The sequence below is a fragment of the Herbaspirillum lusitanum genome (genome assembly GCF_046025995.1).
Classification (GTDB): Bacteria; Pseudomonadota; Gammaproteobacteria; order Burkholderiales; family Burkholderiaceae_D; genus Herbaspirillum; species Herbaspirillum lusitanum_A.
Window position 1 is genome coordinate 401,408 of record NZ_JAQQFM010000003.1, and the last position, 21,587, is coordinate 422,994.

The following is a 21,587-nucleotide window of genomic DNA, read 5'->3' on the forward strand; positions in this document are numbered from 1 at the left end:
GGTTTTTCAACTTTCATATGACTAAGGCCGCTCAGATGGTGTTCATCTGAGCGGCCTTAGTTTCAATCAGGCTCGCACGAGCTTGGCGTTTGATGTCAGTCGATGCCGGCACGTGCCTTGGCCAGCTGTTCGATATAGAAATCAACGATCGATTTCGTCAGTTCCGCATCGCGCAGCGATGCCTGATAAAACAGCTCGCGGGCATCTTCATTCATGTTGCAGATTGCCGCCAGACGTCCCATCTGGAAAACGATCGCGGCGTTTTCAGGTTCCTTGGCCAGCGCTTCAGTGAGTGCTTCAAATGCGCCTTCGTACTGGGCGGAATTGATTCGCTGAATGCCGATTTCAAGCAATGTCGGCGGCGGCGGTGGTGGGGGCGCCACCACATTGTTTTTGGCCGCGAGGTTCATCATGTTGACTTCGCGCTCCAATTGAGCCAGGTCACTCATGTACGGATCCTGAGCGCCGCTGCGTTGTTCCGGTGTGGCTTTGAGCCATTGCTCGCAGAACGAAGCGAGATCGCGCACCGAACCGGAATTCAGATGGATGCCGGGAATGACTGCCAGCGAGGTCTTCAGCAAGCGGTCACGATCGTTGCTCATCGTCAGGCCGCAGAATGCCGGGCGCAGGCCGGCGCTGGTGAGCAAGGTCTCCAGCTCAGACAGGTTCCATTCGCGCATATGGCTGGGATTGGCCGGAGGACCTAAATCGTTGAAGCCACGTTCCAGATCGCGTTCGGGGGTAGACAGCAACGCCACTTTGGCGTGAATCAGGAATGAGCGGATAAGATCCATCAGACGTGTAGGATCGACCAGATGCTCAATCACATCGGAATTGATGATGACTGCACTCTGAAGAATTTCCACCGGCAGCTCAACCTTGCTGCCTGCCTCCAGATCAACCTCGATCCAGTTGCCGAATGGATATTCCTGGCGGCAATGCAAGAGATTGCTGCCGAAATCCAGACCGATAATCTGAAATTCAGGATAGAGCGGGGCAAGTTTGCGCGCGCGGCCACAACCGATGTCGATGATGTATTTGCATTCGTACTGGCGCGCCAGCGTTGCGGCCAGTGGATAGACATCGGGTTGCCACACTGCGCCGTCATCGCTGACGTCGGCATAGTATTCCGGCTTGGTGCGAGCCCGGTAGCCGGGTTTGATGAAAAAGCTTCCTGCAGTCACGATATTTCCTATACGAAAAGGCTTCGAAAGAGGGTAGCGGATACCCGGCGCAGGCAAGATTGTTTTTAATCAGTCTCAAGCCCGCAGTTTTTGTGCCCGTCGAAATTATTGTAGCAGTTCGACGAACTTAAACAGCAGTGAAATCAGTCTCTACTCCATCGTCCAGCCAGCGCAGAATCTGGCTCACGCGGATTTCTGCAGTATGCGAGCGCTGCATCTTGCGCGTGGCATTGCTGGTCAGGCGCTGCACCAATGCCGCATCGGTTTGCACACGCCGGATCTGCTCTGCCAGATGCTCCGGAGAATTCGGGTCATACAGCAGTATGTCTTCGCCATCCGTGAACAAGGCATTGGTGCGCGGACGGCCTGGCACCGTGCACGAAATGACCGGGCGACCGGCGGCCATGCCTTCATACACGCGACCAGGGAAACCCTGGAAAAACGACGGCAGATTGACCACCGCAGAACCTTGTTGCAGGCTGCCCAGCCACAGCGAAAAAATCTGCTCGCGCACACTTCTCAAGATGGAAAGATAGCGATTCAGATGATAAAGCCTGGCCTGCAAGCCCTCATTCAACGCCAGCGTCGCAATCTGTTGCAGGCGGTCGAAGAACTCCGGACACGATGTCTGATATTCAAGCGAGGGGCCGGGTTGCACCAGCAGACCCGCCAGCGCCGGGTGAGTCAGCCAGCCTTGCCGGTTGCCGTACAGCGCTCCGTAAAAGACGGCGTAGGAGTTTTCGACCGGCGGCGGTGCCTGGATACTCGCAGCAGGGACTGTCTGCGGCCACCACATGGCGTTGATGCCGCCTTGCAGATTCAGATCGGTGGCATCCTGTTCATCTGCCAGCAGCACGTGCGTCATATGCTTCAGACGCTTTACTACCTGCTCCTTGCGCGTTTTCAGATGGGGCGACATCTCGTAGACGTGGGGTTCGTATTGCAAGGACTCCATGACAAAGCCCAGGCGCACCGGCGCCAGCGTTTCTATCCAGGACAAAAAACCGTCGTCGTAGCTGGTGTGTACCAGTTCAATCCAGACCTGATCGAACTGCCGCCCCTGATACAGACTCTTGATGCGCGACAGCCAGTTGCCGGGCGCGTCGCTGCTCAGGCCGAACATGCTCGCGATACTGCATACTTCCACGCCCGATTGACGTAAAGCATGCTCAATACCCATCTGGGTCGGGTATCCAAGGCTGCGCCCCAATTTCCAGTTTGGAAATTCCAGGAATATAAACAATATCCTGGGGAGGGCGTTGGGCAAGCGATCTGACATCTGGTCCTTCTTCCTCGGTTTTCAATTCGGCACGTTCAGGTCTCGCCTGATGCCTGCCGCCTGGTTCAGTTGCGCTGCATGTCTTGCAGAATCAGTGCGCCCGCCGCCGCAAAATCTGCGGCCTGCCATACGCCGGCCGGGCAGGCCTGGCGTTCTTCTTCGCCATAACCCGTGGCGACCAGTATGCACCTTACGCCAGCAGCGAGGCCTGCCTCAATATCGCTGATCTTGTCGCCTATCATCCAGGAGCGCGCCATGGATATATTCCATTGCTCTTTGGCGGTCAGCAGCATGCCGGGTGCAGGTTTTCTGCAGCTGCAATTGCGTTCCTCGCCGTATTGAGGATGATGAGGGCAGAAATAATAGGCATCGATTACGGCGCCGGTGCCCAGCAGTTCCTCATCCACCTGCGCGTGCAACGTCTTGATCGCGGCCGTGTCGTAGTAACCACGTGCCACGCCGGCCTGATTGGTGATGACGATGTTGAGAAAGCCCGCTTCGTGCAATGTCTTCAACATCTTCACCGAGCCCGGAATCCATTCCCAATCTGCATATTTGTGCAGATATTTCTTTTCGATATTCAGCGTTCCATCGCGGTCGATGAAGACGCAGGCACGCGCTGCTGAAAGCTCCTGCTGCAGCATGTCAGACGTTGCCGTACTTGGTGTTCTTCATCATGGTGTAGCCCTTCACCAGATCGGCAATACCCATGTCGAGCGAGTGTGCAGTTCTGAAGCCGGTGGCTTCGATCTTGGCATTGGAGACGATGTAATTGCGCTGATCCGGATCTTTGCCGATCTCCGCTTCCGGGAAAATGAAGTCAGGCACATGGCGTGCGATGGCCTGGCACAGCTCCATCTTGGACACATTGGCGTCCGACAGGCCGACGTTATAGATCTCGCCCTTCATGCGATCGAAATTATTGATGCCGTGCAGGAAGGCACGGGTTACGTCGCGCACGTGCACGTAATTGCGCTTGAAGTGAGGCTCGAACAGCACGACGAAGCGGTCATATACCGCACGATAGGTGAAGTCGTTGACCAGCAGATCGATACGCATGCGCGGCGACATGCCGAACACCGTCGCCAGACGGAAGCTGATGGCGTTCGGATGTTCCATGATGGCATTTTCGATCTCCAGCTTCTCGATCGCATATTGCGAAATCGGACGCAGCGGCGACTCTTCCGTGCAGAAATTATTTTCGTCGCCGGTACCGTAGGCGCTGTTGGTGGTAGGCATCAGCACCAGTTGTTCCTTGCTCAGGTGCTTGAGCATCATGATGACCGCATCATGGTTGACCGACGAGGCGCCGACCGGATCCTTGTTGCACAAGGGGGCGCCGACATAGGCCGCGAGAGGAATCACCACATCGGCTTTCTGCAGCAGCGGAACCATGGTTTTTTCCAGGCGGATATCGCCACGCACCACCGTGAAATTGTCGTGGTAGCAGACATGCGACAGGCTGGTCTGCCCGTACATCAGATTGTCCAGCACGGTGACCTTGTGGCCGGCTTCCAGCAAGGCCGGAACCATGGTGGAGCCAAGATAGCCGGCGCCGCCGGTGACGAGGATGTTGTAAGTCATTTTGGAGAATCCTTTGCCTGTAGTCTTATTCAGTCTTATCAATCTTATTCGCCAAAGATGGCGACTTCCACACATTCGCAGAGTGTATGGGCCAATACGATATGCAATTCCTGGATGGTGCTGGTTGCCTGACCCGGCACGACGATGCTGAAATCCGCCAGCTGCGTTGCAGGGCCGCCGTCGCGTCCTGCAAACAGGATGCTTGGCACCCGCATCTCGCGGCAGCGCTCCAGCGCCTTCAGAATGTTGGGCGATTGTCCCGAAGTGCTGATGCCGAGAAACATGTCGCCGGCCACGGCTTTGCCTGCCAGCTGGCGGGCAAATACCTGGTCGAAGCCGTAGTCATTGCCAATCGCGGTCAGAATCGAACTGTCTGTCGTGAGCGCTTCGGCTGCAAGTGGCGCACGGTCGCGTGCCAGCTTGCTGACGAATTCCGCCGCCAGATGCTGAGCATCGGCAGCGGAGCCGCCGTTGCCGGCGATGTAGATGCGATGGCCGCGCTGATAGCAGGCCACCGTTGCGTCGACGGCTTCCGCAAAAACGGCCAGTGTTGCGCTGTTCTGCATGAGAGCCTGCTTGGCCTGGATGGAGGCCTCCAGATTGCGTTTAAGCCGGTCGATGGGCGTCATCATGATGTCTTTTACACGTTAAGGATGGTCGCCGCGCGGTGGTAGTCGCCGGGGATGCCGATATCGATGAAGCTGCCCTTGAATTCCATGCCGAACATGCGCTGCCCGGCAGCGAAAGCGCTCGGGAAAATATCGTTTTCAAGCGACGCGGCAATACCGGGTTCGAAGGACTTTCTGTCTTGCGACAGCAAGCCGCGCAAGGCGTGTGGCCGGACCCGATAGACGCCGCCGTTGGCCAGGCATTCCGCGCCGTCCTGGCTGGATTTGAGTTCGCTGATGCGGCCTGAGGGAGTCACTCCCATACCCAGGTAACGGCTGGTTTCCGTGGTACGGAACAAAGAAAAACACCAGTCGCTGTCGCTGGCTTGCGCGAATTGATCCAGTTGCGCCAGATCGACGGAAAAATAGGTATCGCCGTTCAACAGCAGGAAGGGCTGATCCGCATCCAGCCGGTCCAGCGCCAGCAGTACGCCGCCACCGGTGCCCAGCGGACTGGTCTCGATCACGTAGTCGAGCCGGGCATCGCGATATCGATTGCCAAAATGCGCGATGATCACTTCGTGGCGGTAACCCACCGACAGTATGAAATGATCTATCCCCTGCGCCAGCCAGTAATCCAGCTGGTATTCAAGAAACGGACGGCCCGCGATCGGCGCCATGGGTTTGGGCAAATCGGGAACGGCGCTGCGCAAGCGCGTCCCGAGTCCTCCTGCGAGAATGACGGCGGAGTGCAGGCTCATTTCAGACGGCGTTCAGAATGTCGCACAGCGCGTCGATTTCGGCATCGGCAAGATCGGGGAAGTTGCCGATATAGAAGCCGTAGAAATGCACGTGCTCGGTTTGAGGAAACTGTAAATAATGATCCGCCGGCACAATGCCCTTCAGGTAAGGCTGGCGCACCTGATTGCCGCCGCCCGCGCTGCCGCGACGGAATTCGACACCTGCTGCGCGCATGGCTTTCATCAGTCGCTCAACGAAGACGTCATCCGCTTCTTTCAGAATCAGATTGAAAGCGTAGTTGCTCGATCCTTCGAGCTTGAAGTCAGTGCGATAGCGGTTCTTGTCGATCCGGTTCAGGAAGCGCAGCAGATTCTGGGTGCGACGTTCAACGTTGGCGTCCAGTCGCTTCAGTTGGCTGCGTCCCATGATTCCGCCGATTTCGGTATTACGGACGTTATAGGCCGGATAGGCAAAAATGAAATCGGGATTCAGTTCCGGATTGGATTCGCGATAGTGCTGTTTGAGCTGGTCGTCGGTGGATTCACGCACCATGCCATGCGAGCGCAGCATCCGCACTTGCTGATAGACCTCGGGGTCGTTGGTGCAGACCATGCCACCCTCGATGGTGCTCATGTGATGCGCATAGTAAAACGAGAAGTTCGACATCCAGCCAAAACTGCCCAGACGCTTGCCGTTGTGGGTGGCGCCGTGAGATTCGCAGACGTCTTCGATCAAGGGAATGCCGCGGCGCTCCAGTTCAGCCAGCAGCTCATCGGTCAAGCCGTCGAAGCCTTGCACGTGGGTCAGGAACACGGCGCGCGTGCGGTCATTCAACTTGCTGATGATCTGTTGCGGATCCATTGCCAGCGTCTGCGGGCAGATATCGACAAACACCGGAGTGAAGCCGTTTTGCAAGACCGTCGCAACATCAGACACCCAGGCCAGCGGCGGCACCAGCACTTCACCGCCTTCCGGATGGCGCAGTTTAAGAACCGCCATGCTCAGCATATTGGCGGATGCGCCCGCATTGACGAAGACGCTGTATTTGACGCCCAGCCACGCCGACCATTCCTGCTCAAAGGCGCGTACGTTGGCGCCGTGCGTAAGAATCGGATCATCTTGCTGCAAATGGGCAATCACTGCGTCCAGGTCTTCGCGCAGGATATTGTTTCTCATCAACGGAAATTTCATCTTGCTTCTATCCAGTAGGTTCTCAATGTTCAATGGCGTGCGGCTATTTCCGGGCCGTGCAGGGCATTCCCTGCATCGTCATGTGCGATAAGCGATGCTTATTTTTCGCCGTAGTAGTCACCGTATTCGACGATGATGGTACTGCGTCCATCATCGCGCAGCAATGCGCGCTCGTAGGCCGGGAAGACGTCTTCCGGCTCTTCCAGGCGGATGATTTCTATGGTGCTGCACATCATGCGCAAGGCTTCCGTGTAATCACCGATGTGCTGGTGCTGAGGATGCAGCGGCCGTTGCGATCCGATCCCGGTGCGCACGATGGCCTTCGCCTTGTAACCGCCGGTGGACATCACGTCGATCTTGTCGAGGTGATTGATCAGCTGGCTCATGCCGCACAACAGAAAATTCCAGCGCGGGAAAATGCTGACAGGTACTGCGCCGGCCAATGCCATGCCGGTGGTCATGCCCATCTGCATTTCTTCTGCCACCGGCAATTCCAGCAGCCGTTCGCGTGGTACATCCTTGAGCGTATTGCTCATCGCAGTGCCGGGAACCGCCACCGCCTGCCCCATGAATACGGTGCGGGGATCTGCGGCCAGAAAGTCCATCGAACGTTTCAGTTCATCGAAGTATTTCATCTCGGTTCCTCAGAACTGCACGCGCATGCCGGCGCCGGCGTGCGGATACTTGGTTTGATAACGGTAATAGGTGATGTATTCGTCCGCAACATCCTGATAGCTCAGATGCGGCTGGTTCCAGGCTTCGCGGGTGTCCGTGCAGACCGACTTTTCATTGTCTTCAACGATGAAATGAATCGGCAATTTGTGGTTGCGGCTGTACTTGATCGACTCGTGAGCGATGCCCGTCTCGGAGGTCATCTCGCCCATGAAGCAATACACCTTGGCATCTTCGCCGCTGCGTTGGATCGCCATGGCAGCGCCGACCGCGATCGGCAACACGCCGCCGACGATGGCGGAAGAGTAAATGCGTTGCTCGGGGAAGCACAGCGAGATGGAGCGGCCGGCCATAATTTCATCCCGTACCTGTTCCGGCGGGACGCCCTTCAGCAGGCATTGATAGTGGGCGCGCCACGAACAGAAAACCCAATCCTGGGGCCGCACATTCTTGAAGACAGAAATAATCTGTTCTTCATTGCCCGAATACAGGTGGACCGGAGCACGGATTTTTCCTGCATTGAATGTGGCCGCAATTTCATCTTCGAATGCGATCAGTTCATCTTTAGTCATATTTCACCAAACGGAAATGACGCCACGGGGGCGTCAGTTGAAATGCCTGCCAGCGGACAGTTGCAAGATAAGTTCATACATTGGCCGCGGATGTTTGCTGCAGATACCACGCATAAGTATTACGCAGACCTGATTCCAGGTCGATGCCGGCTTGCCAGCCAAGCTGATGCAGACGACTGCTATCGAGCAGCTTGCGCATGGCGCCATCCGGTTTGGATGCGTCCCATACCAGTTCGCCCTGATAGTCCACCACTTTTGCCATCGCTTGTGCAAGTTCGCGTATCGAGACGTCGCTGCCGGTACCTATGTTCAGCGGCAGCGATAGCTGAGGCAGATCTTCGCGCAGCAAAAGCAAGCAGGCCGCGGCGATATCGTCGGCGTGAACAAATTCGCGGCGCGGTGCGCCGCTGCCCCACAGGGTGACATTAGCTGCGCCATCAAGCTTGGCCTGGTGGAAACGGGCCATCAGCGCCGACAGGACGTGGCCCGACTTAGGATCGAAATTGTCATTCGGCCCATAGGCGCTGTTGGGAATCACGGGAATAAAGCGCTGTTCACCATACTGGCGGTTGTAGGCCAGACAGAGGTGAACCCCGGCCAGTTTGGCGATCGCGTAGGGAAGGCTGGTCGGCTCAGGATGGCCCGACAGCAGCGCCTCTTCCGGCATCGGCTGCGCGGTTTCCCTGGGATACATGCAGGACGAGCCGAACATGATCAGTCGGCGCACATCAGCCCGACGGGCTGCGCTCAGCACGTTGAGCGCTATCGCCAGATTTTCATTGATGAAGTCGGCCGGCAGCGTCTGATTTTCAAGAATGCCGCCGACGCGGCCTGCTGCCAGCAGTACATATTGCGGCTTTTCCGATTCGAAAAACTGAATGACTTGCGCGCTGTCTCGCAACTCCAGTTCGGCGCGCGTGCGCGTGATCAGATTGCGATAACCGGCAGCCTGCAGCTTGCGGATCAGCGCAGAACCGATAAGCCCGGCATGGCCTGCAACAAAAATTTTCGCGTCCAGAGGCGGTGTGCCGGAGGGAGCAGTCGTCATCGTTGATGTGCTCATCACTCAAGTCCGTTCGGTTGATACATCACGACCCGGCTACCCGAGTCTTCGAATTTGAACGGAACATGAATCAGGTGTTTGAGGCGTTCGCGTACCTGATCTTGCAGTTCAGGTTTGACAAACAGCATCAGGAAGCCGCCACCCCCTGCGCCCATGATCTTGCCGCCGATCGCGCCGGCGTCAATCGCTTCCTGATACAGGAAATCGATTTCGCTGGTGGAAACCTTGTCGGACAGGCTGCGCTTGCACAGCCAGCTTTCGTGCAGCAGTTTGCCGATTTCGGTAATCGGCGCCCGGCTGTCTTGCAAAATGATGATGGCTTCTTCCACCATCTCACGCATGCGGTTGAGCTGGCTTTCGCGCTGACGCAAATTCTCGATCTGAGATTTTGCGACTTCCGAGGCAATGCGTGAAAACCCGGTGAAACACAGCATCAGGTGGCTCTGGAATTCCTGCAGTCGCTCCGGGCGAAGTACCACCGGGGCCGTATTGAAGTTGCCGTTGCGATGGAAGTCGATGCGGTTGAAACCGCCGTATGCGGCCGAGACCTGATCTTGTGAGCCGACGTTTTCGCCGATCACATTCTGTTCGATGTGAATGGCATTGGCCGCCAGGTCGCGCTTGGATGAATAGCGGCCTTCCATGGTCGCCAGCGCATGCACCAGACCGACCGTGAAGGACGAGCTTGAGCCAAGTCCCGAGCGTGCCGGCAGGTCGCCGTCGTGGTGAATTTCAAGGCCGCGCTCGCAGCCGGCCCAACCCAGAATCGCGCGTACCGCCGGGTGCTTGATTTCGTCTATGTGCTGCACGTTTTCGATCAGCGAATGGACGATCCGATGCTTGTGCTCGAAGAACGGCGGCAGATAACGGCAGGTGATGTAGCAATACTTATTGATGCTGGTCGCCAGCACAGCGCCGCCATGCTCGGCATACCAGGCCGGGTAATCAGTGCCGCCACCGAAAAAGGACATTCGGAAAGGAGTACGCGTAATGATCATATGTAATCAGTTAGAAGCAAGGTCACCGACCGTCTGCTGTGCAATCACCATTGCTCGTGGTGAGCCGCGGACATGGCTCAGTCGCCGAGAATCTTTCGTTTCAGTTTTATTTTTGTCATGTCATGCAGATGGCTGACCACATCCTTGCCGAATTTTTTCTCCACCAGGCTCAGATAGCCAGGATCCGAGAAGTAACGGTTGAATGCTTCGTCGCGGAATTTCAATACTTCCGCAGCGCTCAATGTTTCTGTTCTGAGAGGCAGACATTCATAGCTGTGCTGGGAATAGCCGATCCAGGTTTCCGGCAACGGCCATTGCTTCTCCAGCGCCATGTTGTAGAGCTTGGAGCCGGGATACGCCATTGCGCAATAGAAATTGGCGAACTCGCAGTTGGCTTCCAGTGCCAGTTCCAGCGTTTCCTGCATGGATTCGTGGGTATCGTCGGGCAAGCCGAAGATGTAATTACCGATCACGTTGATGCCGGCGTCCTGAATTTTTCGTACGGTCTTGATGATATCGATAGAGCCGAAACGGCCTTTCTCGACGCCGTCGCGCACCATTTTGCTGCCTGACTCAATACCCAGCGCAAGCCAGCGGAAACCGGCTTTATGCAGTTTTTCCAGAAAGCTGTCCTTGACGGTATCAACCCGCGCGTAGGCCCAGATGTTCAGGTCATAGCCGCGCTCGATGATATGGTCGCAGATGCCCAGCACGTGGCTAGGGTTGAGCACGAACATTTCATCGACGAATTTGATATTTTTGACGCCGTACTTGGTCACCAGAATGTCGATTTCCTTGATCACGGTATCCGGCGACCACATTCTGTACGAAGGTTTGCCGAACGGCGCGTTGATGCAGCAGAACGAGCATTTGTAGGGGCAGCCCAGGCTGGTATGCATCGATACATACGGCTGACGGTCGAAGATGTGATCGAAGCAATGCCAGTTGTGCGCACGATATTTGTCCATGGGCAGCAAGTCCCAGGCCACGCTTGGCATTTCTTCGTCCAGATTGTCCATCAGCTCTCCGGACGGATTGGACATGATCACGCCGCCCACTTTGTACCAAAGACTGGGGATGCCTGTGAATGAGGTGGTGCCGGCCTTGAGCGCCTGAGTGACGCCGAGAATGGTCTCCGGCCCCTCTCGATCGCAGACGAAATCGATACTCTCTTCACGCAAAGTGCGTTCCGGCAGTGCGGCCGGATGCGTGCCGGTCATCATGATCTTGCAGCCGGGGATGAGTTCTTTGAGCGCCGTGCAGGTCTCCCCGGCGGCGGGCATGTTCTGGGTGGACGCCGATGGTTGAAAGCCATACACGACCATGACAATCAATTTGCTGATGTATTGCGCATTGATGAGCTCGGCAGCGCCACGCGGACTGAGATTGTTGGCGGGAGCATCGACGATGGCGACCGATAGCCCCTTGCGCTGCAGATAGGTCGCGATCAGTCCCGCCAGTGACGGCGGTTCGATCGCGGAAAACTCATTGCCCAACTCCTGATACACAGCCTGCCGGCTGCCAGGATTGACTAGCACTACATCGACGTTTTTTGGTTCTGACACGCTGGGTAACTCCTCAATAGCCCACTTCACTGCGATCAGTCTCTTCGTTTCAGACGAAAGAACAGTCACCAGCCGCTGTGGGCGAAGCGCTTGTTATATGGCTGAGCGGATGGTCGCCGCACTGCCTGCAATGCTGAGGAGTCTACGAGGATTGTAGAAATTAAATGGCTTGATTACCGGGGGATTTCGGGCCTATCTTCCGAAAACGTGGGGTGGGGTGCGACTGCACTACGGAGCCATGAAGTCCGTGAAGGTCCGTGAAAGTCCGCCATTGCCACTTTTGCGAATTGCCATTCAGGCAACTTTTTTGTCCAGGCGTTCTTTTTCGGAGATGCGCTAATGGAGACGGGGTGGAATTGCTTATGCCGGGATGCCATCGGCCCGGCTTGCCACTTTCTCCGTCAGCAAGATTTTCACGCGAAAACCTCTGCATCAGCGAGCGAACGACCCAGGCGATCTTTGGCGGAAACGGTCACTTCGCCATCCGACTCCCAGTTGATGCCCAAAGCGGGATCGTTCCAGAGAATGCAGCGTTCGTGTTCAGGCATCCAGTAGTCGGTAGTTTTATAGAGAAACTCAGCATGCTCACTCAAAACCACAAAGCCATGTGCGAAGCCAGCCGGTATCCATAGCTGACGCTTGTTCTCACCCGACAAGCGTACGCTGCTCCAGCGACCGAAATTTGGTGAGCTGCGACGGATATCCACGGTGACATCCAGTACTTCGCCATACGTTACGCGCACCAGCTTGCCTTGCGGATGCTGAATCTGATAATGCAGGCCGCGCAGCACATTCTTGCTGGAGCGCGAGTGATTGTCCTGAACGAAATTCGTGTGCACGCCGGTCGCTTCGGCGAATTTCTTCGCATTGAAGCTTTCGTAGAAGAAACCGCGTTCGTCGCCGAACACCTGAGGTTCGATGATGACGATTTCGGGTAGAGATATCGGCTTTGTCTGCATGTGTGGATTCCGTGGTTCGTCGCTTCAATAACTCATGTCGCTCAGGAGTTGCAAAAGGTACTTGCCATAGGCATTTTTTTTCAATGGCGCTGCGAGTTTCTCCAGCTGTTCCGCATTGATATAGCCGCGACGGAATGCGATTTCTTCCGGGCAGGCGACCTTCAGACCTTGCCGCTTTTCGATGATGGAAATGAACTGCCCTGCTTCCAGCAGCGATTCATGCGTGCCGGTGTCCAGCCATGCAATGCCGCGTCCCATGACTTCAACCTGAAGTTGCTTGCGTTCCAGATAGGTGCGGTTGACATCGGTGATTTCCAGCTCTCCGCGTGCGGAGGGTTTGATGTCTGCGGCGATGTCGCATACCTGATTGTCATAGAAATAAAGCCCTGTCACTGCGAAATTGGATTTCGGCTGCAGCGGCTTCTCAACAATATCAATGGCGTTTCTTTGCTTGTCGAATTCGACCACGCCATACCGCTCAGGATCATTGACGTGATAGGCAAATATAGTGGCGCCGCTGGATCGCGCATCGGCCGCACGCAATTGCGGTTCCAGCTCGCGACCGTGGAAAATGTTGTCGCCCAGAATAAGTGCCGAGGAGGCGTTACCGATGAATTCTCGACCAATGATGAAAGCCTGGGCCAGCCCCTCAGGCGCGGTCTGTACTGCGTAACTCAGGTTAAGCCCCCACTGGTGGCCGTCACCCAGCAGTTCGGCAAAGCGCGGCGTGTCTTGGGGGGTAGAGATGACCAGGATATCGCGTATGCCGGACAGCATCAGGCTGCTCAGCGGGTAATACACCATCGGTTTGTCGTACACCGGCATCAATTGTTTGCTGATGACGGTAGTCGCCGGATATAGCCGGGTGCCGGAGCCGCCGGCCAGGATGATGCCTTTGCGCGCAGATGAACTTGCGGTCTGGATTTCTGTGTAGCTCATGTGGAGCTCCCGGCACCGTATTGTCGTTCCATCCAATTCAGATAAGCGCCGGAGCGCACATTGGCGACCCAGGTTGGGTGGCGCAAATACCATTCGACGGTTTTGCGGATGCCGCTTTCAAAAGTTTCTGCCGGCCGCCAGCCGAGTTCGCGCTGGATCTTGCCGGCATCGATGGCATAGCGGCGGTCATGGCCGGGTCTGTCCTTGATGAAAGTGATCTGATCGCGGTAGCTGCCTGTTGCTTTGGGTGAAAGCTGATCGAGCATGTCGCATAAAGTATTGACCACGTCGATATTGGCCTTCTCGTTCCAGCCGCCGATGTTGTAGGTTTCCCCCGGCTTGCCGTCGGCCAGCACCTTGCGGATGGCGGTGCAGTGATCGCTGACGAACAGCCAGTCGCGGATCTGCATGCCGTCGCCGTAGATCGGCAGCGGTTTGTCGTCCAGCGCATTGGTAATCACCAGCGGGATCAGTTTTTCGGGGAAGTGGAACGGCCCGTAGTTGTTGGAGCAATTGGTGGTCAGCGTCGGCAGGCCGTAGGTGTGGTGATAGGCGCGCACCAGATGATCCGACGCTGCTTTGGACGCGGAGTAGGGGCTGTTGGGCGCGTATGGCCTGGTCTCGCTGAACGGCGCATCATCGGGGCCCAGCGTGCCGTAGACTTCGTCGGTTGACACATGCAGGAAGCGGAAAGCAGCTTGTTCGTCTGCAGCTAATTCTGCCCGGTAGCGGCGCGCGACTTCAAGCAGATTGAAGGTGCCGTTGACATTGGTGCGGATGAATTCGTCTGGGCTGTGTATGGAGCGGTCGACGTGGCTCTCGGCCGCGAAGTTAATGATGGCGCGCGGTCGGTATTGTTGAAACAGTTGAGTGATCGCCGTCTGATCGCCGATATCGGTCTGGCTGAAGATGTAGCGAGAATCTTTGGCAAGCCCGGCCAGATTGTAGGGATTGCCGGCATAGGTGAGCTTGTCGATATTGAGGATGGCGTCATCCTGACCGTCCGAGGCGGACAAATAATCAAGGATGAAATTGCTGCCGATGAAGCCGGCGCCGCCGGTAACAAATAACATCGCGTTCCTCTGGAGTGCTTATGCTTTGAATCCGTTCGGATTCTGGCTTTGCCAGCGCCAGGAGTCGGCGCACATGTCGTCCAGTCCCAGCTTCGCGGTCCAGTTCAGGCGCGATGCCGCCAGCGCAGGCTCGGCGTAGCACGAGGCGATGTCGCCAGGCCGGCGTGCTGCGATGACGTAAGGAACCGGTTTGCCGGATGCTTTTTCGTAGGCCTTGACGACGTCCAGCACGCTATAGCCGATGCCGGTGCCGAGATTGACGGCCAGGCACTGGGCCTGCTGCATTTGTTCCAGCGCCTTGAGATGGCCGTGGGCCAGGTCGACCACGTGGATGAAGTCGCGCACACCGGTGCCGTCCGGAGTTGCATAATCGCCGCCCCAGATATTGAGCTGGTCGCGCTTGCCGACCGCCACCTGGGCGACGAAGGGCATCAGATTGTTGGGGATGCCATCCGGATCTTCGCCGATCAGGCCGCTGGCATGCGCGCCGACCGGATTGAAGTAGCGCAGCAGGCTGATCTTCCAGTCGGGCTGGGCGCGGAACAGATCGCGCAGCATGTCTTCGATCATGATCTTGCTGCGGCCGTAGGCATTGCTGGCCGACAGCGGATGTTCTTCATTGAGCGGCAGATATTGCGGATCGCCGTAGACCGTGGCCGAGGAACTGAATACCAGCGTCTTTACGCCGGTGGCCTGCATGGCTTCCAGCAGGCGCACCGTACCGACCACATTGTTGTCGTAGTACTTCAGCGGCAGTTGTACCGATTCGCCGACGGCTTTCAGGCCGGCAAAGTGAATCACGGCTTCGCATTTGAAGTCGCGCAGGGCTTGTTCGATTTGATGACCGTTGCGGATGTCGCCTTCCACCAGATCGACGGATTTGCCGGTAATGGTGGCGACGCGTTTGAGCGATTCGGGATGGCTATTGCAGAAATTGTCGAATACCACCACCCGATGGCCGGCGTTAAGCAATTCGACGCATGTGTGGGAGCCGATATAGCCGGCGCCGCCTGTAACAAGAATGTTCATGCTGGATTTCACCCCCGAAAGAAGACTTTCGGAATTATGTCAGACTCTGGTAGAACTCGATCTGATTTTCGCTGAGGGTGCGCAGGTCTTCATTGTTCAGATAGCCGCTATACCACTGGGCGGTCAGCTCCAGCGCGGTATACAGCTCCATCTTCGGAATCCAGTCCAGGCGCTGACGCGCCTTGGAGATGTCGAGTCGCAGGAAGGCCGCTTCATGCGGCGCATTGGCTTGCTCTTCAAGCAAGACTTCTACCGGCTTCACATCATTTTTCTGTAGCGAATGGTTGAAGGTCGCGCACAGTTGGCTGACGGTCTGCAGGTCGGTATCGGCCGGGCCGAAATTCCATCCTTCGGCATAGGGCTGGCCGGTTTCGTACAGGCGTTGCGCTACCAGCAGATAGCCCGACAAGGGCTCCAGCACAAATTGCCAGGGGCGAACGGCATGCGGATTGCGGATGCTGACCGGCTCTTCCTTTTCCAGCGCGCGCACGAAATCCGGAATCAGGCGATCGCCGGCGAAGTCGCCGCCGCCGATCACATTGCCGGCGCGTACGGTGGCAATCCCGGTTTGGCCTTCGGGATCCTTGGCGAAGTAGGAGCGGCGATAAGCCGAGGTCACCAGTTCCGCCGCGCCCTTGCTGCTGCTGTAAGGATCGTGACCGCCCATCGGGTCGTCCTCACGGTAGCCCCATAGCCATTCGCGGTTCTCATAGCATTTGTCGCTGGTCACCACGATCACGGAGCGCACGCTAGGTACATTGCGTGCGGCTTCCAGCAGGTGGGCAGTACCCATCACGTTGGTGGCGAAGGTGTCGATCGGGGTGGAATAGGCTTCGCGCACCAGCGGCTGTGCCGCCAGGTGGAACACTATTTCCGGCTGCACGGCAGCCAGCGTATCGCTCAGGTGTTTGAGATCGCGTACGTCGCCGGTGGTGGTTTGCACGCAATTCTGCAGGCGCGCCAGGTGGAACAGGCTGGGGCTGGTCGGTGCGGGTAAGGAGTAGCCGCTTACTTTGGCGCCCATGCGGTGCAGCCACAGGGTCAGCCAGCTTCCTTTGAAGCCGGTATGGCCGGTAATGAATACTCGTTTATCTCGCCAGAAATTAGATGACATCAAGCCGCCTCATACATGTAGTACAAACAGTCGAGTAGGTGCAGAGGCGTTGGTGCTGAATGCAGGCTGGTAGCAGATGCTCTACCAATAAAAATCTATCTAGCTCAGGCCACGTTCCCCTGCCGGGGGCACGACTTTCATGTTTTATGATTGTTTCTTATGCCGAAGATGCGGGTTTTGCCGTGATCTTCAGGACGATGAAATTAGAACATGGGCAATTTGCCGTTCAATCGACGATCAGGAGGGTATTTGGCACCTAATCCACACAAATATATTTCCCGGCAACCAATCTTTACGGGTGCAGGCCGTGTGGGGGACTCATACGCCGGATCGGAAGTATCGGGCGCTGGTTGAGTGCCGGAGGGAGGGGCTGCGATGGCGCGCTCGCTGCGAGCGGCGCAAGGCATTGAAATATAAGACTTTCAGGCCGGTTTTGTGCCTGCCTGAGCGGCTCTGCCGCTCAGGATTCTGCTGCTATTCGCTGGGAAACAGCGAGATGATCTGTGATGCTCCCAATGAATTGGTATTACCACTGGTGCCGGTTGCGCAGGGTTCTTCATCGAAGGCGATATCGCCATTCGCATCGGCTTCGCCGGTCGCCTTCAGACCGGCAAAATCGAACAGGTCACGATCCATCAGATGCGAAGGAACGACGGTCGAGAGCGCCGAGAAAATGTTATCCACGCGGCCCGGAAATTTCTTTTCCCATTCGCGCATCAGGCCCTTGATCTGCTTGCGCTGCAGATTTTCCTGGCTGCCGCACAGGTCGCAGGGAATGATGGGGAATTGCTTGACCTCGGCATAGCGTGTCAGGTCGGCCTCCTTCACATAGGCCAGCGGACGGATCACGATCTGTTTGCCATCGTCGGACTGCAGCTTGGGCGGCATGCCCTTCAGCTTCCCGCCGAAGAACATGTTCAGGAAGAAGGTCTCCAGAATATCGTCGCGGTGGTGGCCCAGCGCTACCTTGGTCGCACCCAGTTCGGTCGCCACGCGATACAGAATGCCGCGCCGCAGACGCGAGCACAGCGCACAGGTGGTTTTGCCTTCCGGGACCACGCGCGTGACGATGCTATAGGTATCCTGATTCTCGATATGGAAGGGCACGCCGAGACGGGTCAGATATTCCGGCAGCACGTGTGCCGGAAAATTCGGCTGCTTCTGATCGAGGTTGACCGCGATGATGTCGAAGTTGATAGGCGCGCGTTCGCGCAGCGTCAGCAGAATATCCAGCAGCGCGTAGCTGTCCTTGCCGCCCGACAGGCACACCATCACCTTGTCGCCGTCTTCGATCATGTTGTAGTCGCCGATGGCCTGGCCGGTCAGGCGGCACAGGCGCTTGTGCAGCTTGTTGTTTTCGTGGGCCAGCTTCTCAGCCTGCTTGAAGCTGCCGGCTGCTGCGGGTGCAGCTGTTGCCGGCGGCGCTTCGGCAGCGGCCGGAGTCGAAACCTCAGCGAATTCGGTCTCGCTGCTCAGTGTCGTCAGGGAAACCTCTTGCAGTCTATCGTTCATGGGACAACCTTGATGAAACGGTGCGCCGTGGCGCGGGTTTGGAACATTCTTTCAAGGCGAGCGACGCGATGTGCATCAATCGGCGCCTCGCCCTCGGCTTCACTCCGCGCTCTTCACGCGAAACACTTCAACGCCGACCGAATCGCAATCCGGATACACGTCCGGCTTCTCGGTGGAGACGCGCACCGCGCGCACTTTCGGATGCGCCAGCATCGCCTTGACCACGTCGTCGCACAAGGTTTCCTGCAGATGAATATGGCCTTGCGCCATGCGGCGGGCAATGGTGGAGCGGATGAAATCGTAGTCCACCACTTCGTCCAGCAGATCGTCCTTGGGCGTCGACAGCGCCAGAGGAATGAACAGGTCGACATTGATCAGGATGCGCTGCTCGCCCTTCTTCTCGAATTCGTGCACGCCGATATTGATCAGCACTTCGTAGTTGCGCAGGAACAGCCGGCGGCAGTCTTGTAAATCAGGGTGGGAAAGAGCAAGCATGGTATTCAATTTATTTGGCGATGAACATGACATCGCGCGACAAGGGGAGCAAATGCTGGCCGCCATCGACCAGCAAGGTGGTGCCGGTCATGGCCGACGCGGTCGCCACGAAACACACGGCGTCCGCAATATCCTGCGGGGTGCTGCTTTTGCCCAGCGGCGTGACGCGATGGGCTTGTTCGAACTGGCTGTCGGTCTGATCGCCGGACAGCATGGTGATGCCGGGCGCCACGCCCACCACCCGTACGGTCGGTGCCAGCGCTTGCGCCAGCAGCGTGGTTGCACTGTGCAGCGCAGCCTTGGACAGCGTATAGGACAGATAATCCGGGTTCGGATTGTACAGCTTCTGATCCAGCAGATTGATCACCACCGACTGGCTGCCGGCCGGCGTCGCCGCATGCAGCGCCTGCGCCAGCAGCAGCGGCGCGGCGACATTGGCGCTCATGTGTTGCTGCAGGCGGGCGCCGCTGAAGCTGGCGGCGTCGTCGTAGTCGAACAACGATGCGCTGTTGACCACACAGCCGACTGCGCCCAGTTCGCCGGCGCGCGCCAGCAAGCCGCGCACCGCATTTTCGTCGCCCAGCTCGCATTGCAGCGCTACTGCGCGGCGGCCGAGCGCCTCGATTTCCGCCACCACTCCCAGCGCTTCTGCACGTGAACGGTTGTAATGTACGGCCACGTCCCAGCCCTTGCCGGCCAGCGCCAGCGCGATGCTGCGGCCGATGCGCTTGCCGGCGCCGGTCACCAGCGCAACCGGACGGGGATGGGTCTGGCGCGCTGCGGCGTCAGCCGGCGTGGAGGAGGGAAACTCTGGTGTCATAGATTCAAATACAATATGGCCCATGCAATTGCAACTACCTGAACCTGCTGCCGACGCACTGGCAGCCTCGCTCTCCCTCCAGCAACTGATCGCCGGCGATATCGTTCGCCACGGCGGCTGGATTCCGTTTGCACGTTACATGGAGCTGGCGTTGTACGCGCCGCAAGTGGGCTACTACAGTGGCGGCGCCGCAAAATTGGGCAAAGAGGGAGATTTTACAACCGCGCCGGAAATTTCGCCGCTATTTGGCGCGACTTTGGCGCATTTGGCGACAGAACTGATCGAATCGAACCCGGCTTTGCCCTCGTTGTTCATGGAATTCGGCGCCGGCACCGGCAAACTGGCGCACGACATCCTGAGCGAACTGGGGCAGCAAGGGCGGGCGCCTGAGAAATATTTCATCGTGGAAATATCCGGGCAATTGCGCGCTCGACAACAGGAGGCGCTGCGCGATTTCCCGCAGGTGGAGTGGCTGGACATCCTGCCGGAAGCGTTTTCCGGGATCGTGATCGGCAACGAAGTGCTGGATGCGATGCCGGTCAATTTGCTGCTGAAAAGCGAAGCCGGCGGCTGGCTGGAGCGCGGCGTGGCGCTCGACGCCGCGCGCGCTTTCCGGTTTGAGGACCGGCCCGCCGATGCTGCCTTGTCGGCGCTGATCCCAGAGTCCGAGAGCCTGCCGGCCGGTTATCTGACCGAGGTCAATCCGGTCGCGCTGGCCTTCATGCGCTCGCTGTCGGACATGATGCTGGAAGGCGAGGCCGCCGCCGCGTTGTTGATCGACTACGGCTTTCCGGCCTCCGAATATTATTTACCGCAACGCGCGCAGGGTACGCTGATGTGCCATTACCGCCATCATGCGCATCCCGATCCGTTTTATTTGCCGGGTCTGCAAGACATCACGGCGCATGTCGATTTCACGGCGACTGCGGTGAGCGCCGCCGAACGCGGACTGGATGTGCTGGGCTACATGAGCCAGGGCGCGTTTCTGCTCAATGCCGGAATCGGGGAACTGCTGCTGCGGACCTCGCCCGAGCAGGCTGCCGCTTATCTGCCGCAAACCAATGCCGTACAGAAACTGATTTCGCCGGCTGAAATGGGCGAGCTGTTCAAGGTCCTGGCGCTGGGCAAGAAGGTGGAGTGGCCCCGACGCATGCTGCAACACGACCGTACGCATCGCTTGTAAAAGCGGCGACCGATCCACACCTGATTTCCTCACCCGAGAAGCCTATGAAGCCGGACTCCACAACGCACGCAGCATCCCGCAGAGGCCTTAAATGATACGTTGGGTACTGGTGATTTTCGTGGCGGTGATCGTGTTCTCGTCGCTGCTGCCGTGGCTGGAAAAACTCGGCATCGGTCGCTTGCCCGGCGATCTGCGCTTCAAGCTGTTCGGACGCATTTATTCATTGCCGTTTGCCTCCACCATCCTGCTGTCGACGGTGGTGTTTCTGCTGGCGAAAATTCTTTAAGTATTCAGACGTAAACAAATCCGACTCAATGTCGACGGAGCAAGCATGCGCGTGTTGCTGGTGGAAGACGATGCGATGGTGGGCGAGGCGGTGCGCAAGGGCTTGCGCCAGGACGGCTTCGCGGTCGACTGGCTGCAGGACGGCAAGGCCGCCGAGCTGGCCTTGCGTCAGGAAGACTACGCCATGCTGCTGCTTGATCTGGGCCTGCCGCAAAAGGATGGTCTGAGCGTGCTGAAGTCGCTGCGTCAATCCGGCAATGCGATTCCGGTGCTGATCACCACCGCGCGCGACGCGGTGGCTGACCGTGTCGCCGGGCTAGATGCCGGTGCTGACGACTATCTGATCAAGCCTTTCGATCTGGAAGAATTGTCGGCCCGCATGCGCGCCTTGCTGCGCCGTCATGCCGGCCGCGCCGATAGTCTGATTCAGGTGCGCGACGTCACCTTCAATCCGGCGACGCACGAAGTGTTTCTGCAAGGTCAGCCGGTCGCCTTGTCGGCGCGTGAATTTGCGCTGCTGCGCGCGCTGGCGGATCGTCCCGGCGTGATTCTTTCGCGTGCGCAGCTGGAAGAAAAACTCTACGGCTGGAACGACGGCGTGGAGAGCAACGCCGTCGAAGTGCACATCCACGCCCTGCGCAAGAAACTGGGCAGCGACTTCATCAAGAATGTGCGCGGCGTCGGTTATCTGGTGCCGGCCGGTGATTGAGAGACAGAGCAG

The 21,587-nt window shown here is 57.7% G+C and carries 23 protein-coding genes; 3 read left to right on the plus strand and 20 right to left on the minus strand.

Translation table 11 applies throughout. The features are described 5' to 3' along the window. Positions 1-95 precede the first annotated feature (95 nt). From PQR62_RS07645 to PQR62_RS07740, 20 genes are all read right to left on the minus strand, one after another. A complete protein-coding gene (locus tag PQR62_RS07645) occupies positions 96-1,184 on the minus strand; it encodes a methyltransferase domain-containing protein (protein ID WP_408156449.1) in 1,089 nt (362 codons plus the stop codon). 127 nt (positions 1,185-1,311) lie between these two features. Next, positions 1,312-2,364 carry a glycosyltransferase gene (locus PQR62_RS07650; protein ID WP_408156451.1) on the minus strand — a complete coding sequence of 351 codons (1,053 nt, stop codon included), beginning with the start codon at positions 2,362-2,364 and terminating at the stop codon, positions 1,312-1,314. Positions 2,365-2,528: 164 nt separating this feature from the next. Next, positions 2,529-3,107 carry a D-glycero-beta-D-manno-heptose 1,7-bisphosphate 7-phosphatase gene (gmhB, locus tag PQR62_RS07655; protein WP_408156453.1) on the minus strand — a complete coding sequence of 193 codons (579 nt, stop codon included), beginning with the start codon at positions 3,105-3,107 and terminating at the stop codon, positions 2,529-2,531. Between the two features lies 1 nt (position 3,108). After that, positions 3,109-4,047: an NAD-dependent epimerase/dehydratase family protein gene (locus PQR62_RS07660; protein ID WP_408156454.1), complete on the minus strand. Its 939-nt coding sequence runs from the start codon at positions 4,045-4,047 to the stop codon at positions 3,109-3,111. Positions 4,048-4,091: 44 nt separating this feature from the next. After that, on the minus strand, positions 4,092-4,679 hold the full coding sequence (locus tag PQR62_RS07665) for a D-sedoheptulose-7-phosphate isomerase (RefSeq protein ID WP_408156456.1): 588 nt from the start codon (positions 4,677-4,679) through the stop codon (positions 4,092-4,094). Between the two features lie 8 nt (positions 4,680-4,687). Further along, entirely contained in the window at positions 4,688-5,416 is a 729-nt protein-coding gene (locus PQR62_RS07670; RefSeq protein WP_408156458.1) for a nucleotidyltransferase family protein, read from the minus strand. Position 5,417: 1 nt separating this feature from the next. Next, a complete protein-coding gene (locus PQR62_RS07675) occupies positions 5,418-6,572 on the minus strand; it encodes a DegT/DnrJ/EryC1/StrS family aminotransferase (protein WP_408156460.1) in 1,155 nt (384 codons plus the stop codon). Between the two features lie 113 nt (positions 6,573-6,685). Further along, the gene (locus PQR62_RS07680) at positions 6,686-7,222 is read right to left on the minus strand and encodes a hypothetical protein (RefSeq protein WP_408156461.1); all 537 of its coding nucleotides are present in this window, start codon (positions 7,220-7,222) and stop codon (positions 6,686-6,688) included. Between the two features lie 9 nt (positions 7,223-7,231). Continuing rightward, a complete protein-coding gene (locus PQR62_RS07685; protein WP_408156464.1) occupies positions 7,232-7,831 on the minus strand; it encodes a thiamine pyrophosphate-dependent enzyme in 600 nt (199 codons plus the stop codon). Between the two features lie 73 nt (positions 7,832-7,904). Beyond that, positions 7,905-8,894 (minus strand): GDP-L-fucose synthase family protein, encoded by a 990-nt coding sequence (locus PQR62_RS07690; RefSeq protein WP_408156467.1) that lies wholly within the window; start codon positions 8,892-8,894, stop codon positions 7,905-7,907. Beyond that, positions 8,894-9,865, minus strand: coding sequence for a GHMP family kinase ATP-binding protein (locus PQR62_RS07695; protein ID WP_408156469.1), 972 nt, complete (start codon positions 9,863-9,865; stop codon positions 8,894-8,896). The genes PQR62_RS07690 and PQR62_RS07695 overlap by 1 nt, the downstream gene beginning before the upstream one ends. Positions 9,866-9,969: 104 nt before the next feature. Further along, positions 9,970-11,457 carry a B12-binding domain-containing radical SAM protein gene (locus PQR62_RS07700; RefSeq protein ID WP_408156472.1) on the minus strand — a complete coding sequence of 496 codons (1,488 nt, stop codon included), beginning with the start codon at positions 11,455-11,457 and terminating at the stop codon, positions 9,970-9,972. 413 nt (positions 11,458-11,870) lie between these two features. Further along, entirely contained in the window at positions 11,871-12,416 is a 546-nt protein-coding gene (rfbC, locus tag PQR62_RS07705) for a dTDP-4-dehydrorhamnose 3,5-epimerase (protein WP_408156474.1), read from the minus strand. 24 nt (positions 12,417-12,440) lie between these two features. Continuing rightward, positions 12,441-13,355 carry a glucose-1-phosphate thymidylyltransferase RfbA gene (gene rfbA, locus PQR62_RS07710; RefSeq protein WP_408156476.1) on the minus strand — a complete coding sequence of 305 codons (915 nt, stop codon included), beginning with the start codon at positions 13,353-13,355 and terminating at the stop codon, positions 12,441-12,443. Continuing rightward, positions 13,352-14,428 (minus strand): dTDP-glucose 4,6-dehydratase, encoded by a 1,077-nt coding sequence (rfbB, locus tag PQR62_RS07715; RefSeq protein WP_408156478.1) that lies wholly within the window; start codon positions 14,426-14,428, stop codon positions 13,352-13,354. Before rfbB ends, rfbA begins: the two co-directional genes overlap by 4 nt. 18 nt (positions 14,429-14,446) lie before the next feature. Further along, on the minus strand, positions 14,447-15,457 hold the full coding sequence (galE, locus tag PQR62_RS07720) for a UDP-glucose 4-epimerase GalE (protein WP_408156480.1): 1,011 nt from the start codon (positions 15,455-15,457) through the stop codon (positions 14,447-14,449). A 34-nt stretch (positions 15,458-15,491) separates the two neighbouring features. Beyond that, positions 15,492-16,571 (minus strand): CDP-glucose 4,6-dehydratase, encoded by a 1,080-nt coding sequence (gene rfbG / locus PQR62_RS07725; protein ID WP_408156482.1) that lies wholly within the window; start codon positions 16,569-16,571, stop codon positions 15,492-15,494. 474 nt (positions 16,572-17,045) lie between these two features. Next, a complete protein-coding gene (gene ttcA, locus PQR62_RS07730) occupies positions 17,046-18,083 on the minus strand; it encodes a tRNA 2-thiocytidine(32) synthetase TtcA (protein ID WP_408156484.1) in 1,038 nt (345 codons plus the stop codon). Positions 18,084-18,182: 99 nt separating this feature from the next. Further along, positions 18,183-18,578 (minus strand): dihydroneopterin aldolase, encoded by a 396-nt coding sequence (locus PQR62_RS07735; RefSeq protein ID WP_408156486.1) that lies wholly within the window; start codon positions 18,576-18,578, stop codon positions 18,183-18,185. Positions 18,579-18,588: 10 nt separating this feature from the next. Continuing rightward, positions 18,589-19,398, minus strand: a complete 810-nt coding sequence (locus PQR62_RS07740) for an SDR family oxidoreductase (RefSeq protein ID WP_408156488.1) — start codon at positions 19,396-19,398, stop codon at positions 18,589-18,591. 22 nt (positions 19,399-19,420) lie between these two features. On the opposite strand from PQR62_RS07740, the gene PQR62_RS07745 reads away from it, so the two are divergent. The 3 genes from PQR62_RS07745 to PQR62_RS07755 all read left to right on the plus strand — a co-directional run bounded on the left by PQR62_RS07745 (position 19,421) and on the right by PQR62_RS07755 (position 21,575). Beyond that, positions 19,421-20,581: a class I SAM-dependent methyltransferase gene (locus PQR62_RS07745; RefSeq protein WP_408156490.1), complete on the plus strand. Its 1,161-nt coding sequence runs from the start codon at positions 19,421-19,423 to the stop codon at positions 20,579-20,581. Between the two features lie 91 nt (positions 20,582-20,672). Next, entirely contained in the window at positions 20,673-20,867 is a 195-nt protein-coding gene (locus PQR62_RS07750; RefSeq protein WP_408156492.1) for a DUF2905 domain-containing protein, read from the plus strand. Positions 20,868-20,912: 45 nt separating this feature from the next. Continuing rightward, entirely contained in the window at positions 20,913-21,575 is a 663-nt protein-coding gene (locus tag PQR62_RS07755) for a response regulator (protein WP_408156494.1), read from the plus strand. Positions 21,576-21,587: the final 12 nt, after the last annotated feature.

What these genes read in the sequence shown, in the direction of transcription:
- rfbA (WP_408156476.1), bottom strand. Translation starts at nt 13,355, where the DNA reads ATGAGCTACACAGAAATCCAGACCGCAAGTTCATCTGCGCGCAAAGGC.
- PQR62_RS07735 (WP_408156486.1), bottom strand. Translation starts at nt 18,578, where the DNA reads ATGCTTGCTCTTTCCCACCCTGATTTACAAGACTGCCGCCGGCTGTTC.
- PQR62_RS07665 (WP_408156456.1), bottom strand. Translation starts at nt 4,679, where the DNA reads ATGATGACGCCCATCGACCGGCTTAAACGCAATCTGGAGGCCTCCATC.
- PQR62_RS07695 (WP_408156469.1), bottom strand. Translation starts at nt 9,865, where the DNA reads ATGTCCTTTTTCGGTGGCGGCACTGATTACCCGGCCTGGTATGCCGAG.
- PQR62_RS07740 (WP_408156488.1), bottom strand. Translation starts at nt 19,398, where the DNA reads ATGACACCAGAGTTTCCCTCCTCCACGCCGGCTGACGCCGCAGCGCGC.
- PQR62_RS07660 (WP_408156454.1), bottom strand. Translation starts at nt 4,047, where the DNA reads ATGACTTACAACATCCTCGTCACCGGCGGCGCCGGCTATCTTGGCTCC.
- PQR62_RS07745 (WP_408156490.1), top strand. Translation starts at nt 19,421, where the DNA reads ATGCAATTGCAACTACCTGAACCTGCTGCCGACGCACTGGCAGCCTCG.
- ttcA (WP_408156484.1), bottom strand. Translation starts at nt 18,083, where the DNA reads ATGAACGATAGACTGCAAGAGGTTTCCCTGACGACACTGAGCAGCGAG.
- PQR62_RS07670 (WP_408156458.1), bottom strand. Translation starts at nt 5,416, where the DNA reads ATGAGCCTGCACTCCGCCGTCATTCTCGCAGGAGGACTCGGGACGCGC.
- PQR62_RS07680 (WP_408156461.1), bottom strand. Translation starts at nt 7,222, where the DNA reads ATGAAATACTTCGATGAACTGAAACGTTCGATGGACTTTCTGGCCGCA.
- rfbC (WP_408156474.1), bottom strand. Translation starts at nt 12,416, where the DNA reads ATGCAGACAAAGCCGATATCTCTACCCGAAATCGTCATCATCGAACCT.
- PQR62_RS07675 (WP_408156460.1), bottom strand. Translation starts at nt 6,572, where the DNA reads ATGAGAAACAATATCCTGCGCGAAGACCTGGACGCAGTGATTGCCCAT.
- galE (WP_408156480.1), bottom strand. Translation starts at nt 15,457, where the DNA reads ATGAACATTCTTGTTACAGGCGGCGCCGGCTATATCGGCTCCCACACA.
- PQR62_RS07750 (WP_408156492.1), top strand. Translation starts at nt 20,673, where the DNA reads ATGATACGTTGGGTACTGGTGATTTTCGTGGCGGTGATCGTGTTCTCG.
- PQR62_RS07755 (WP_408156494.1), top strand. Translation starts at nt 20,913, where the DNA reads ATGCGCGTGTTGCTGGTGGAAGACGATGCGATGGTGGGCGAGGCGGTG.
- rfbG (WP_408156482.1), bottom strand. Translation starts at nt 16,571, where the DNA reads ATGTCATCTAATTTCTGGCGAGATAAACGAGTATTCATTACCGGCCAT.
- PQR62_RS07650 (WP_408156451.1), bottom strand. Translation starts at nt 2,364, where the DNA reads ATGGGTATTGAGCATGCTTTACGTCAATCGGGCGTGGAAGTATGCAGT.
- PQR62_RS07690 (WP_408156467.1), bottom strand. Translation starts at nt 8,894, where the DNA reads ATGAGCACATCAACGATGACGACTGCTCCCTCCGGCACACCGCCTCTG.
- gmhB (WP_408156453.1), bottom strand. Translation starts at nt 3,107, where the DNA reads ATGCTGCAGCAGGAGCTTTCAGCAGCGCGTGCCTGCGTCTTCATCGAC.
- PQR62_RS07685 (WP_408156464.1), bottom strand. Translation starts at nt 7,831, where the DNA reads ATGACTAAAGATGAACTGATCGCATTCGAAGATGAAATTGCGGCCACA.
- rfbB (WP_408156478.1), bottom strand. Translation starts at nt 14,428, where the DNA reads ATGTTATTTGTTACCGGCGGCGCCGGCTTCATCGGCAGCAATTTCATC.